The organism is Halorutilus salinus (genome assembly GCF_026242195.1).
Taxonomy (GTDB): Archaea; Halobacteriota; Halobacteria; order Halobacteriales; family Halorutilaceae; genus Halorutilus; species Halorutilus salinus.
Window position 1 is genome coordinate 25,006 of the sequence record NZ_RKLV01000006.1, and the last position, 12,686, is coordinate 37,691.

Consider the following 12,686-nt stretch of genomic DNA (forward strand, 5'->3'; position numbering starts at 1 on the left):
GTGGACAGAGTCCCCTGTCGTATCAGGCTCCGCACTCCGTCGGTATCGTCCGCGATCCGAACCGGGAACGACGACGGCGAAAGGGTTATTTAGCCACACGACTTACGTTTGGTATGTGCTATCACGGCACAGAGGGGTGGGAGGAAGTGAGACGGATGATGCTTGAGGAAGAGCCGGAGGAGGAGTTCAAGGAAGACAGAAAAGAGCGGATAGACGAGGAGGAAGAAAGTCAAAAAGCCGTACCCGCCGACGACTAACCGGTTTCGTCGTAAGGATCCGGCTAGACCGCACGCATAGCAAGACCGTACGTGTCACCTAACCGACGGTGACACGGCGATAAGCTACGCGTGGGGGACACAGCCGGGTTCGATCCGTGTACGTCCGGATATACAGCCCGACGGGGCATCCTCCTATCGGGTCAACACCGACTGTGAACCAAGCCGGGAGAGGTTGAATCAAATATTGGGAGCGGTTAAGTGGTCTCGACGGGTACAACCGTACGATGGAACGTACAAACCCGGAGGACATGTACGAACCGGTGGACTCCGCGTACAGTCAGGTAGTCTCTACACGCCGTGAGAAGACCGTCTTCGTTGCAGGAACCGTCCCGAAGGACTTGGAAGGCAGAATCGTAGGTGCGGGCGACATCGGGACACAGATACGTCAGGTGATGGAAAACGTCCGCCGGTCGCTCTCGTCCGAAGGGGCCTCTCTGTCCGACGTCGCACGGATACGGACGTTTACGACGGATATGGAGAGGTATCTGTCCGCCGACGGTATACTGCTCGACAGCTTCGGGGACGGTGATAAACCCGTCTCGACTCTCGTTTCGGTTGGGAGACTTGCCGACACCTTCGAAGGCGTCGACGGTGAAACCGACGCGACCGACGACAACGAAGAGCCGCGTTACCTCGTCGAGGTGGATGCGACGGCGGTTCTGGGGTAGTCGGTGACGATGATACGGAGGGCAAGGACGTATCTTGAGATAGCAAGGGCTGAGTTCCTCGTATTCAGCCTCGTGGTTGCGTCGGTTCCCGTGTCGCTCTCGTTGGCTACCGGCGGATTCGACCTTACTAACACGGCTCTTGCCTCCCTTCTCCTCGTATCCGCCCACGTCGCTGTCAACAGCATAAACGTAGCCAGCGACTACCGTAGGGGTATAGACGAGGACACGGAGGCGACGCGTTTCAGCGGGGGTGTCGACACCCTGACAAGCGGTAGGGCGGAGTACACGACGGCGAGGAAGATGGGTTTTGTATTCAGCGTCGTCTCCGTCGGTATAATGATCTGGTTCGTGCGTCTGTACGGCTTCTTCCCCATAGGAACCGTGTTCGTCGCCGGTCTGGCTCTCGTCGTCGGGTACACGGACGTTTTCTCGCGTATAGGACTCGGCGAGACGAGCTGTGGTCTCGGTCTCGGAGCCTTACCGACGGTAGGTGTCTTCTACGTACAGTCGGGTGATGTAACGCCGAAAGCCATGTTGGTCTCCGTCCCTATGTTTCTGGTCTGTTTCAACCTCCTTCTGTTGAACGAGTTTCCCGATGTAGAGGCTGACGCCGCGAACGGACGCGTGAACATACCTATAGCCTTCGGCACCGGGGTCGCCGGTTACGTATACCTTGCCGTCGCGGTCGCAACGGTGGCTTCGGTCGTCGGTCTTTACGCTCTGGGCTTCTCCCCGACCGTCCTACTCGCGGTGCTACCTTCGATCCTCCTCTACCGCCCGCTAAGCGAACTCACGGATCCGGAAGCGGATATAACAGAACGTTCCTTGCTCTACCATACCCTCTGGACGGTGTCCACACCCGCGTCCGTCTCCCTCGGTGTCTTGCTGGGTATCTTCGTACAGTAGCCTCCGCGAGCCTATAGGTCACGCGCGAGCTTGCTGAGTCCGACCGCGGCGGCGGCGATCCCGAGACCTAAGAAGACACCGACCACGAGTAACGTGGATACGACGCTCGCGGTGGGGTCGAGACGGTTCCTCAGTGCCATCCACGTCAGGACGGGAACCGTGCGCGTCGTGAAGTCGGTGAGGAAAAGCGAGATGAGAAACTCATGCATCGAAAGAACCGCGGCGACGAACGCCGACGCCACGACGGCGCTTCTCATCTGTGGAAACGTAGCCTCCCTGAACGCCCGCACGGGCTTCGCACCGAGGTCAAGCGCCGAGTCACGCACCGACCAGTCGACCCGCGACAGAGCGCCGTAGGTTATCAGAAGCGCGAGCGGTGCCGTGATAACGGTATGTCCGACAACCACCGCGGCGTACGAACCGACCGCCCGTGCGCGACCCATCACGACGAGCAAGGAGACGGCGATGATCACCAGCGGGGTTGCTAAAGGAAAGACAGCGAGGGCGAGTACCAGCTTTCTCTTTCCCTCATCGACCGACCTCAGACCGTACGCGGCGGAAGCACCTAGGGCGACGGCGAGTACCGACGTTGTCGCCGCCACGAGTAGGCTGTTACCCACCGCAGAGATCCAGCCTCCGTCCCCGAGGAAGCCGACGTACCATCTCAGGGACACCGACTCCGGTGGGAAAGAAGCGGGTGACGAGGACGAAAGCGACGTAGCCGCTATCACGACGACGGGCGTGAGGAAGAAGAGAAAGACGACGGTGTAGACGAGCCTGTAACAGAAGCCTGCGGCTCTGTCGAATAGCCTCACATGTACCTCCTCCACGCTGTGTAGGTTAAAGTACCAGCGCCTGCCGTAGAAAGTATGGCGACCATCGAGATGACGCCTAAGGCGGCGGCGTGCGACCAGTCGAAGCTCTGCGTAAACAGACGACCGACCTCCACGGCGACGGTTCTCTCCGACGGAGATCCGAGGAAGACGGGGGCGGCGTACGCGACCGAACTCCATGAGAAACAGACAACCGAAGCCGCTATTACACCCGGTGCCGCACCCGGTAGGACAACCTCATAGACAGACCGTAGCCTGCCCGCGCCAAGGTCACGCGCCGCCTCTATCGACCTCTCGTCGAGGGTAGCCAGGACGCTGTAGACGGTCAGAACGACGTACGGGAGCATTGAGTAGACGAGACCTACGACGACACCGAAGCTGTTCCCCAGCAAGGATACGGGCGAGTCGGTGACCGTCCCGACAAGGAGACGGTTGATAACGCCCTCCGGGGAGAGGAGTATGACCCACGCGTAGACCTTTATTACTATCGAGATCAGGAGGGCGACCAGAACACCGGAGAGTAGTGTTATCTTCCGTCTTCCCTCCGCCCTCCACGCGGCGTAGGCGTAGACGAAGCCAAGAGGTACGGTAACCGCAGTGACCACCGCGCCGAGACGTATGCTGTACGAGAGCCTCCCCATGAGGTACTCGTCGGTCATCACGTCGAGATAGTTCGATACCGTCCAGGTACCCTCCTCAAACGCAGAGAGCGCCGTGGGTTCGGCGAGGCTTACACGGAGGAGGTAGACCCCTGCGCCCAAAAACAGCACCGTCTCGAACACCACGAAAGGAACGACGAGCGCACCCGCGGAGACCCCAGACAGCTTGTCGTAGAGTAAGTCTAACGACGACCGGAACGAGCCTCTCACGTTACCCGCCTTCCGGATTCGTCGAAAACCCGTGGGTCGTCGACGACCGACACCGAGACCGTCTGCCCCTCGGAGAAGCCGGGATCCTCGCGGGCGCTGTACTCCGACAGTAGCCTGTCTTCAAGGCTGTCGGCGTGGACATGGTACCTAACAATCGAACCTTGGTCTATCCTTTTTACTACCTCTCCTGTACCCGAGACCGACCCACCGCCGTCGGGCGACGGTTCCGGAGCCGAGAGGAAGACCTCCTCAGGGCGTAACGATACCTCTACGTCACCGTCCTCTGCGTCGGCGGCGAAGGTTGCCACGGGCGTTTCGATACAGCCGTCCGAGACGGTTCCTTCGACGAAGGTCGTCTCACCGAGGAAGTCATCGACGAACCGATTCTTGGGTTCGGAGTACACCTCCGATGGCTCACCTACCTGTATCAGACAGCCGTCCCTCATGATACCGACGCGGTCCGCGAGCGTGAAAGCCTCCTGCTGGTCGTGTGTGACGTGTACGGTTGTCTTTCCGAACTCCTCGTGTATCCTCAGTATCTCCAGACGCATTTCGCGCCGCAGACCCTCGTCGAGGTTCGAGAGGGGTTCGTCGAGCAGAAGAACCGAAGGATCCGCGGCGAGCGACCTCGCAAAAGCAACCCTCTGTTTCTGACCGCCCGAAAGCTCCTCAGGGTATGCGTCCTCCTTTCCAGAAAGACCGACGGTTTCTATCACCGACCGTGCTTCCTCCGCGCGTCTTTCGCGCGACTCCCCGTCCATCCTCGGTGCGAACTCGACGTTCTCTAAGACAGTCTTGTGTGGAAAAAGCGCCCACTCCTGAAACACCACGGAGGTATCGCGCGAGTAAGCCGGTTCGTCCGTAACCCGGCTCCCCCGTACGTATACATCGCCCTCGTCAGGACTTTCCAAACCCGCCACCGTCTTGAGTGTCGTCGTCTTCCCACACCCGCTCGGTCCGAGGAGGCAGAATATCTCGCCTCTGTGTACCTCGAATGATACGTCGTCTATAGCCCTCTCATCGCCGTAGGCGACCGACAGACCCTCCAGAGAGACGGTGGCTTCGTGGTTTCCGGTCATAGCCTCAGGCGATTCTTTCGTTGAACCCGTTGGACAGTTCGTCTACGCTACCCTCTATACCCTCCCAGTCCGGTACCGTCAGGAAACCACGCATACCTTCTTCATCGATGGGGTAAACGCCGGCGACCGAGTCGGGATAGTCCCCGGCTACGGTCGAGTTCGCGGGGACGTAGTAACCCTCGCTCACCCATTCGCGCTGTACTTCCTCACGGAGCATGTAGTTGAGGAACCTTTCGGCATCCTCGCGGTTGGGGCTTCCTTTTGTGACACAGAAGTTTGTGTAGTATGCGGGGGCGGTATCGGGTATCGCCATGCCGTAGTCCAAGCCACGGCTCTCTATCCCCGCTCGTCCGCTTGCGTAATAAAACACCGCCTGATCCACCTGTCCTCGCTCCATTATCTCCCAGACCTCCGCACCCCCTTGGTACCAAACATCGACCCTCTCGCTTACCTCCTCAAACTCGCTCAGGAGGGTTTCGTGCGCCTCAGGCTGATTGAACTCCTCCGCACCCGGAAGCTCTTCCGACATGAGCGCGGTGACGAGCAAGGAGACGTCCCAGTATCCGGTGTCCATGCCCACGGGTGCATCCGATGACAGGAGTCCGTCCCAGCCTTCGGCGTACGGTCCTCCTTCATCGTACATTATCCCTGAGACACCCGCCTCTCCCGGTACACCGTACTCGTCCGTCCTGTATCCCCTCATGAAGTCCCAGACGTCGTCGGCGTTCGGGACGTTTTGGTACCTGACGGGTTCGAAAAGACCTTCGTTTATACCTATCAGGTAGTTCTGACCCGCGACGCCGACGATATCGTAGGGCACCGAACCACCTGATCCAACGGTGCTACGTAGCTCCGTTACACGTTCGTCCCAGCCGGGTGCCACCTCCACCTCTATACCGTACTCGTCCCTGAAACCCTCTACGACCACCTCCTCGAACACCTCCCCGTAGGCTCCGCTGTACGGCGAGACACGCAGAGGTCTGTCCTCGCCACCGTCACCGAGACACCCCGTTGTCAAGCCCGTGCCGGCTACGAGACCGCCGGCGGTTTTTATGAGATCCCTTCTGCTGTACGTCTCGGAAGAGCCGGTCATGTCTACGCTTCTTGTTGTTCTCCCGGATATAACAACCTGTTCAAAAAGCCTCGGTAGGTAGCCTCCTGCGCCAGCTGAGACACGGCTACACCGGTCGGATGTATCAACGACCTTGCATAGAGAACAGATCCTACTACCTTCCAATTTAACAGCCCCCGGTTCGTAGGCTGAACCGAAGCTCAGACATGTCAGACGAATCCCGACGGTACGACCTCGTTGTCTGGGGCGCTACCGGCTTTGCCGGGCGTCTTGTAGCCAAGTACCTGACCGAGAGGTACGCACCCGATGACGTTTCGGTAGCTATTGGAGGAAGGGATAGGGACAGGCTCGAAGAGTTCGGCGACGAACTAACCGACAGAGGAGACGGATGGGACGCGATCCCCGTGGTGGTCGGTGATGCAACCGAACCCGACACCCTCCGGGGGATAGCCAAGGAGACGGACGTCGTCTGTACGACCGTAGGACCGTACACGAGGTACGGTACACCGATGGTGGATGCGTGTGTGGAGGTAGGCACCGACTACTGCGACTTGACCGGGGAGGTAAACTGGATACGTGAGATGGTTGACCTGTACCACGACGATGCCGTGGACTCCGGCGCGCGTATCGTACATAGCTGTGGCTTCGACTCTGTCCCTGCGGATCTCGGGACTCTGATGGTACAGTCGTTTGCGACCGAGGAGTACGCGACAGCGTGTGACTCGGTGCGCGTGTATCTTGAGGAAAGTAGCGGCGGCGCTAGCGGCGGGACGCTCGCGAGTGCGGCGGAGCTTTTCAAAGCCGCTTCCGAGGATCCGACAGCCCGACGGACGGTTCGGAACCCTTACTCGCTGGCTCCCCCCGGCGAGAGGGACGGACCGGATCCGGGTGAGCAGACCGGAGCTAAGAAGGACACTATACGTTCCGTATGGACGGCACCGTCGCCTATGGCGGTGGTAAACGAGCGCGTAATAAGACGCACCAACGCATTGCTGGAGTATCCGTGGGGGCGCGAGTTCCGGTGTACGGAGGTGGTTCCGACGGGAACCGGGGTCAGGGGGGCTGTGACGGCGACGGCGATCGCCGGTGGTCTTGGAGCCGGTAAGTTCGCCATGTCACTCGACCCGATCCGTTCGGGTCTCCAGCGTTTCGTCTTCCCTGATCCCGGAGAGGGACCGACGAGGGACGAGATAGAGAACGGGTACTTTACGGTACGTGTCCTCGGACGCGGCAGGACGGACGGAGGTAAGTTCACCGTTGAGGCTGTTATCGGCGGCGATCTGGATCCGGGCTACGGTTCGACCGCCCGTATGTTAGGGGAAGCGGCGATGTCTCTGGTCAAGGGCGACGTGGAGTCACCCCTTTCGGGCGGCGTACTCACACCTGCCTCAGGGATAGGTCAGCCCCTTGGTGACAGGATAAGTGACGCGGGTATGACAGTAGAGGTACGTGGGAGGGGGGAACCGGTTTAGTCAAAAACGAGGCTTCTGATCGCACCCACGTACAGCGCAGGAGACGTCCTCCGTGAGGCACGAACCGCACGTCTCAGCCTCTCCGTCGCGTCCTCCGAAACCCCCTCACCGTGTCCAACAGCGATACGTTCCGGTTCGAAACGACCGAGCGCCCTCGGCGGCTTGAGCCTGAGGACGGGATGTACCCCTATCTCTTCCCCGGAGGTGAGGAAGTACTCGGAAGAGCCTACGGCTTCGGGTACGTACAGGGCACCTGTCTCTTTGCTGTAAAGCGCCGCCTCCTGCCAGAAACGGTTGTCTATCAGCTTATGTATACCGTACCGTGTGTCCCTAAGCCGTCCCTCGAACCTCTCCGTGGGTGCGTCGAGTTCTGAGGCTACACCGTCCATGAACGACGGAACGTACACGGGAACCCCGTACCGGTTCGCGACCGCGGAAGCATCTCGTCTGTGTCTGTCGAGTAGGGTCACTATCCCCGCGACCTCATCGAACCCTCGTATGAGTTCGTCTATCCCTTCCGTGTCCACCGGATCTACAACCCATGATCCGTCGTCCGTCTCTATGACGTGACCGGCTCTCTGCATAGCCTCTTCGGGGTACGGTATCCATCCGGTTCCGTTCTCCCATCGGTCTATCTCACGGTAGCCTCGATCCTCGGTCATGGTATAGGTAACCGACAGGAACAAGTAAGCGTTTGCGGATACGCGCACGGTCGTATGGAAGAGAACTTGCCCGTCCGTACCCTATGTAGACCGATGGCAGAAGGCAGACTCGGTATCGACGTAGACGGGGTACTCGCCAACACGGTTCCGTCGGTCTTGGAGAGGTTAGAGGATGAGTACGGACACCACGGTGACACGAAGGAGGACGTGACAGAATGGGGGCATACCGTGGAGGTGGACGGTAAGAGTATACCCCTTGGCTCCGAGATAGTCGAGGGTCATATGGTAGAGGAGCATCTCAGATCCATAAATCCCAAACAGGGTGCAAAGGAATCTGTTGAGACGCTCCGTGGCGAAGGGTACGAGGTGGTCATCGTCACCAACAGACCCTCCGACAGGGACACTGTGAGGTGGACGAAAAGCTGGCTTGAGGAGAACGGCTTAGGGTACGATAGGTTCCACTCCACGGCGGAAACGACCAAGACGGCTGTAGATGTCGACGTTCTGATAGACGACCACGACAGAAACGTCGTCGAGTTTCTTGAGGACGGAAGACCTGCGGTTCTCTTCGACCAACCGTGGAACACCGTTCCCGATGTGGACGGAGCCGGCGACCGTATGGAGGTTGTCACCGGCTGGGAGGAAGCGGTCGAGACGGTTCAAAGGCTGGTCTGAAGCCAAATACACACGGCTCTATCTGGGTGTTTAAATCAGGCTCTCAAACTCGTCGAGGTACCCGTCGTACGTAGAGATCGCGTCCTTGACCGCCCCGCGGTCGGTCATCTCAACACCCGCGTCCCGAAGCAGTTCGAGAGGGTACTTGCTCGAACCTTTCTTGAGGAAGTTAATGTACCTCTCAGCCGCGGGTTCGCCCTCGGTTAGGATCCCGTCAACGAGAGAGACGGCGGCGGAGATACCCGTCGCGTACTGGTAGACGTAGAACGCACTGTAGAAATGCGGTATACGCATCCACTCACCCCCTATCCGGTCGTCGAGAACGGCGGGCTCGTAGTACTCACCCTTGAGTTCGCGGTAGAGATCATCGAGCGTGTCAGGGGTCAACGGTTCGCCCGCCTCCGACATCGCGTGTGTCGTGTGCTCGAACTCCGCGAACATCGTCTGTCGGAAAAGCGTCGACCGGAAACGTTCGAGGTACTCGTTGAGGATGTGTCGACGTAGGCGTTCGTCGTCGGAGGTTTCGAGGAGGTGGTGCGTCAACAACGTCTCGTTGACGGTTGAGGCTACCTCCGCGACGAATATCTCGTAGCCAGAGTACACGTACGGCTGTTCTTCGCTCGCGTACTCCGAATGCATCGAGTGTCCGAGTTCGTGGGCGAGCGTGTACATCGAACTCACGTCGTCCTGATAGTTCATGAGTATAAGCGGCTGGGAGTCGTACGTGCCGCCCGAATAAGCGCCCGACTGCTTGTTCTCCGTCTCGTAGACGTCTACCCACCGTGAGTCGAGTCCTTCGGCGAGCCGCGAACGGTAGTCGTCGCCTAACGGTTCGACGGCGTCGATGACGTGTTCACACGCCTCCTCGTACCCGATCTCGGGCGACTCCTCTTGGACGACAGGGACGTAGAGATCCCACATACGGAGTTCGTTCGCGTCGATGGATTCGCGTTTGAGCTCCGCGTGCCTGTGTAGGCTGTCGAGGCTATCGCGCACGGTGTCGACGAGCGTGTCGTAGACCTCGACGGGGATGTTCGGTTCGTCAAGAGCCGCCTCCCGCGCCGTTCCGTAGCCACGCGTCTCGGCGAGCTTCACGTCCGCCTTCACGGAGTTCTTGTACGCGGTTCCGACGGAGTTACGTACCTTCTCCCATTCGTCGTAGAACGCTTCGTATACGCGTCGGCGGAACCCGCGGTTCGGGTGTTTCTGAAGCTTCGTAAAGCTGTTGAGCGTTATCCTCCTCTCATCATCCTCGGGATCCTGTACCGCGGGGAACTCCATGTCGGCGTTCGCAAGCATGTTGTAGACCTCGCCGGGCGCGCCCATGACCTCGCCTAGCCGGGCGAGAACCTCCTCAACTTCGGAAGATCGTGTATGTTCCTTCTTTCGGAGAACGTCGTCGAAGTACTGTTCGTACACACCGAGATCCGGCTCCTCCTCTATCATCGCGTCTATCTCATCACGGCTCAGACCCTGTATCTCAGGCTCGATGAAGGAAGATGCGGAACCCGCCTCCGACGACAGCGATCTCGCCCGCGCCGCCATGGCTTGATAGCCGTCGTCCGTCGTATCCTCGTCCTTCTTCATCCGTGCGTACGAGGCTACGTCCGAGACGGTTCGCATCAGGTTCTCGTACACCTCCATCGTCTCCAGAACCGTCGCCGCGTCCTCCGTGGAGCGCCCTTCGTAACCCGAGATATCCTCTATCAGGCGTTCCGCAGTCTCGTACCCCTCCTCCCAGTTTTCGTCATCGTCGTAGAGCGAACTTAGATCCCATCTGTACCGCTCCTCTATCTCATCGCGCTTAGGAACCGAAGCCATACGTGAACATCGCACCCGACGGACGTAAACCTTCTTTACGCGACCACGGATGCGCCGAGTCCCCCGTCGGTGTAGCTTGTCCTACCGCCACCGTTGATACCAACCGGGGTGTAGAACGGAACCGGTGAGCCGAGGAAACACGGATAGGGACGCGCTCGGACGGGTTCTGTCCGTGTTGTCCCGCTTAACCGTCCCAACCGACGCTCACGTGCATGCTCACGAAAACCCACCCGTCGCGGTTTTCTAAGCTTCCGCTCCACCGCGAGTCGAAGTCGTACCCCTTCTCTTTCTCGTTGTCCGTCCAAGCCATACGGACGGAGTCGGTAAACCACGCGTACCCGCCGTCCCTTTCTGTCACGCGGAGGTCTTCGCTCTCGACCGTCCAGCCCTCGGTACTCCGTGTCTGGCTCCGCAGTCCCTCGGAGACCTCCTCGTAACCGTCGAGTCTCTCGGAGATACCGTACTTCACCAGGTCGGCGTCGTCAGCGAAGTAGGGTGGCAGAGTCTCTCCGTTCCTGAGAGACTCGTAGTAGCTTTCGATTCTCTGTTCTGCGTCCATGATTCAAAGACACCGTCGACGGATAAGATACTGTCGACCGCTTCCGACATCGGGGGTGCTTTGTCCGTAGGCGACGTAGCCGGTGTATGCACGTCGGTGTAGACGGGGCGGGCGGCGACTGGCTCGCCGGTGTCCACGAAGCGGGGGAGTACTCTTACAGCCTGTTCGGCTCCTTCGGTGAGCTTTGGGAGGAGCTACGCACCGCGGAAGTGATCTTGGTTGATATACCTATAGGGCTACGTAACGACGGCGAACCGCGTGCGTGCGATACGGAGGCGCGTAGACACGTACGCCGGGGTGTCGTCTTCCCGACGCCGTCACGACCCGCGGCTTACGAGGACGACTACGGGTCGGCGAAGGCGATCAACGAACGCACCACCGGAGGTAAGAGCCTACCGAGACAGACGTGGAACATCTGCCCTCTGATACGTGAGGTGGATGAGTTCCTCGCGAACACGGCAGAGGCACGTGGTACGGTGCGTGAGTCACATCCTGAGCTTTGCCTCCGGTATCTCAACAACGGCGAGACGGTAACGACGAGGAAGACGACCGACGAGGGCTACACGAACCGCGTCGGCGTCCTTACAGAACATGAACCTCGTGCCGGCGAACTACTCTCCGAGGCTTCCGACGCGTTCCGCGACGAACCGGCTGTTGGGCGCGACGATCTCGTCGATGCCCTCGCGCTCGCCCTCACTGCGCGCTACCCGACCGAGACGGTGCCTGACGACCCACCGAAGGACGAACGCGGTCTTCGTATGGAGATGGTCTACCCTCGTATCTGAATCGACCTCGGTACCGAAGCCGATACGCGCTCACCGCCGCGTACGTACACTCAGACGCGCCCGCCGAGTACGCCGGCGTCGCGTGCGGTTTTCCCATCGCCGCCCATCTCCGCGAAACCCATGTCCTCGAAGTAGTCGGGCGGTTCGTTCTCCGTCGCGTAGATGTACAGCGCCGTCTTTGCCACGCCCGTCAACGTCTTACCGACGAGTACGCCGAAGACGACGGCGGAGCCGCCTATGAGGACGGTGAGAACGAGACGCGCACCGCCTGCTGTGGGGATGAGGAAGAAGACACCGCCCGCGACGGCGACGCCCGCGAGCGCGAGTACGAACGTTACGATGTTTATCGCCCCCATCGCGCCTACCGACTCGCCCCATGTGTTCTTGAACGTCCGCGCGCTCTCCTCGAACATGCCGCGTACCGAGGGGTCACGGAAGACGATGACGGGGACGACGAAGTAGGTCATGACGCCCCACGCGACGGCGAAGACGGAGGCGAGGAGACGCGCCACGGTGTTGTCCTGCGACTCGATCAGCTGTATAACGACGCCGATGACAGCGGCGATCACAGACCACGCGAGGAGAGGTAGCTTGTGGCTCCAAGCCGTACGCGCGCCTCTGCGTACCGACGGTTCGCCTCCGTTCAGAACCTCGCGCGTTTCGGAGACGAGAGCCGCAGAGAAGAAAGACGCGACGAACGTCTCGACGAGGTACGCCGTAAAGAGAGCGCCGTAGAGAGCCGCGCCACCCTCCTCGAAGATGGAGCCTGCGACGAAAAGACCGCCGAACAGTGTTGCTAAGAAGGCTATGCCCGACACGCCGCCTATTACAGGGAAGACGAGAAGCTTCGGATAGTCGCGTAAGACACGTCCGCTCCTCCGCGCCATACCGAAGCCCGTCCTGATACGTCCGAACACCATTACGGTGTTTCTGCGTCGGTGTCACGGTTAAACCGTTCGCCTCGGCGTGCCGGTCGAAAAAGCCCAAACGCCCGACGGCGGAGGCAC

14 protein-coding genes are annotated in these 12,686 nt (G+C 59.9%); 6 read left to right on the top strand and 8 right to left on the bottom strand.

Features of this window, described 5'->3' with window-relative positions; translation table 11 throughout:
* The first annotated feature begins 113 nt into the window (after positions 1-113).
* The 3 genes from EGH25_RS07010 (at position 114) to EGH25_RS07020 (ending at position 1,852) form a co-directional block, all read left to right on the top strand.
* Positions 114-257 carry a hypothetical protein gene (locus EGH25_RS07010; RefSeq protein ID WP_266087081.1) on the top strand — a complete coding sequence of 48 codons (144 nt, stop codon included), beginning with the start codon at positions 114-116 and terminating at the stop codon, positions 255-257.
* A 245-nt stretch (positions 258-502) separates the two neighbouring features.
* Positions 503-946, top strand: coding sequence for a RidA family protein (locus EGH25_RS07015; protein WP_266087083.1), 444 nt, complete (start codon positions 503-505; stop codon positions 944-946).
* 9 nt (positions 947-955) lie between these two features.
* Positions 956-1,852 (top strand): prenyltransferase, encoded by an 897-nt coding sequence (locus EGH25_RS07020; protein WP_266087085.1) that lies wholly within the window; start codon positions 956-958, stop codon positions 1,850-1,852.
* Between the two features lie 11 nt (positions 1,853-1,863).
* On the opposite strand, the gene EGH25_RS07025 is transcribed toward EGH25_RS07020, so the two are convergent.
* The 4 genes from EGH25_RS07025 to EGH25_RS07040 are packed head-to-tail and all read right to left on the bottom strand — an operon-like array spanning position 1,864 to position 5,726.
* The gene (locus EGH25_RS07025; RefSeq protein WP_266087087.1) at positions 1,864-2,667 is read right to left on the bottom strand and encodes an ABC transporter permease; all 804 of its coding nucleotides are present in this window, start codon (positions 2,665-2,667) and stop codon (positions 1,864-1,866) included.
* Positions 2,664-3,554, bottom strand: coding sequence for an ABC transporter permease (locus EGH25_RS07030; RefSeq protein WP_266087089.1), 891 nt, complete (start codon positions 3,552-3,554; stop codon positions 2,664-2,666). Before EGH25_RS07030 ends, EGH25_RS07025 begins: the two co-directional genes overlap by 4 nt.
* Entirely contained in the window at positions 3,551-4,633 is a 1,083-nt protein-coding gene (locus tag EGH25_RS07035) for an ABC transporter ATP-binding protein (RefSeq protein WP_266087091.1), read from the bottom strand. The genes EGH25_RS07030 and EGH25_RS07035 overlap by 4 nt, the downstream gene beginning before the upstream one ends.
* A 4-nt stretch (positions 4,634-4,637) precedes the next feature.
* Positions 4,638-5,726: an ABC transporter substrate-binding protein gene (locus EGH25_RS07040; protein ID WP_266087093.1), complete on the bottom strand. Its 1,089-nt coding sequence runs from the start codon at positions 5,724-5,726 to the stop codon at positions 4,638-4,640.
* 185 nt (positions 5,727-5,911) lie between these two features.
* On the opposite strand from EGH25_RS07040, the gene EGH25_RS07045 reads away from it, so the two are divergent.
* Positions 5,912-7,177 carry a saccharopine dehydrogenase family protein gene (locus tag EGH25_RS07045; RefSeq protein ID WP_266087096.1) on the top strand — a complete coding sequence of 422 codons (1,266 nt, stop codon included), beginning with the start codon at positions 5,912-5,914 and terminating at the stop codon, positions 7,175-7,177.
* Here EGH25_RS07045 and EGH25_RS07050 read toward each other — a convergent pair.
* A complete protein-coding gene (locus tag EGH25_RS07050; RefSeq protein WP_266087098.1) occupies positions 7,174-7,839 on the bottom strand; it encodes a hypothetical protein in 666 nt (221 codons plus the stop codon). The genes EGH25_RS07045 and EGH25_RS07050 overlap by 4 nt on opposite strands.
* A 93-nt stretch (positions 7,840-7,932) precedes the next feature.
* On the opposite strand from EGH25_RS07050, the gene EGH25_RS07055 reads away from it, so the two are divergent.
* The gene (locus EGH25_RS07055) at positions 7,933-8,514 is read left to right on the top strand and encodes a 5' nucleotidase, NT5C type (RefSeq protein WP_266087100.1); all 582 of its coding nucleotides are present in this window, start codon (positions 7,933-7,935) and stop codon (positions 8,512-8,514) included.
* 30 nt (positions 8,515-8,544) lie between these two features.
* Here the strand turns inward: EGH25_RS07055 and pepF are convergent, their stop codons facing one another.
* Both pepF and EGH25_RS07065 read right to left on the bottom strand, forming a co-directional pair.
* Positions 8,545-10,335, bottom strand: a complete 1,791-nt coding sequence (pepF, locus tag EGH25_RS07060; RefSeq protein ID WP_266087102.1) for an oligoendopeptidase F — start codon at positions 10,333-10,335, stop codon at positions 8,545-8,547.
* Positions 10,336-10,519: 184 nt separating this feature from the next.
* Complete coding sequence (locus EGH25_RS07065; RefSeq protein ID WP_266087104.1) at positions 10,520-10,894, bottom strand: nuclear transport factor 2 family protein; 375 nt, start codon at positions 10,892-10,894, stop codon at positions 10,520-10,522.
* An 86-nt stretch (positions 10,895-10,980) separates the two neighbouring features.
* Between EGH25_RS07065 and EGH25_RS07070 the strand changes: the two genes are divergently transcribed.
* Positions 10,981-11,679 (top strand): DUF429 domain-containing protein, encoded by a 699-nt coding sequence (locus EGH25_RS07070; protein ID WP_266087105.1) that lies wholly within the window; start codon positions 10,981-10,983, stop codon positions 11,677-11,679.
* A 50-nt stretch (positions 11,680-11,729) separates the two neighbouring features.
* Here EGH25_RS07070 and EGH25_RS07075 read toward each other — a convergent pair whose 3' ends face one another.
* Positions 11,730-12,599, bottom strand: a complete 870-nt coding sequence (locus EGH25_RS07075; RefSeq protein WP_266087106.1) for a DUF6159 family protein — start codon at positions 12,597-12,599, stop codon at positions 11,730-11,732.
* Between the last annotated feature and the right edge of the window lie 87 nt (positions 12,600-12,686).

Bases quoted from the DNA above. Each gene is read 5' to 3' on its own strand.
- pepF (WP_266087102.1), bottom strand. From the start codon at position 10,335: ATGGCTTCGGTTCCTAAGCGCGATGAGATAGAGGAGCGGTACAGATGG.
- EGH25_RS07050 (WP_266087098.1), bottom strand. From the start codon at position 7,839: ATGACCGAGGATCGAGGCTACCGTGAGATAGACCGATGGGAGAACGGA.
- EGH25_RS07015 (WP_266087083.1), top strand. From the start codon at position 503: ATGGAACGTACAAACCCGGAGGACATGTACGAACCGGTGGACTCCGCG.
- EGH25_RS07055 (WP_266087100.1), top strand. From the start codon at position 7,933: ATGGCAGAAGGCAGACTCGGTATCGACGTAGACGGGGTACTCGCCAAC.
- EGH25_RS07020 (WP_266087085.1), top strand. From the start codon at position 956: ATGATACGGAGGGCAAGGACGTATCTTGAGATAGCAAGGGCTGAGTTC.
- EGH25_RS07010 (WP_266087081.1), top strand. From the start codon at position 114: ATGTGCTATCACGGCACAGAGGGGTGGGAGGAAGTGAGACGGATGATG.
- EGH25_RS07070 (WP_266087105.1), top strand. From the start codon at position 10,981: ATGCACGTCGGTGTAGACGGGGCGGGCGGCGACTGGCTCGCCGGTGTC.
- EGH25_RS07045 (WP_266087096.1), top strand. From the start codon at position 5,912: ATGTCAGACGAATCCCGACGGTACGACCTCGTTGTCTGGGGCGCTACC.
- EGH25_RS07040 (WP_266087093.1), bottom strand. From the start codon at position 5,726: ATGACCGGCTCTTCCGAGACGTACAGCAGAAGGGATCTCATAAAAACC.
- EGH25_RS07075 (WP_266087106.1), bottom strand. From the start codon at position 12,599: ATGGTGTTCGGACGTATCAGGACGGGCTTCGGTATGGCGCGGAGGAGC.
- EGH25_RS07035 (WP_266087091.1), bottom strand. From the start codon at position 4,633: ATGACCGGAAACCACGAAGCCACCGTCTCTCTGGAGGGTCTGTCGGTC.
- EGH25_RS07065 (WP_266087104.1), bottom strand. From the start codon at position 10,894: ATGGACGCAGAACAGAGAATCGAAAGCTACTACGAGTCTCTCAGGAAC.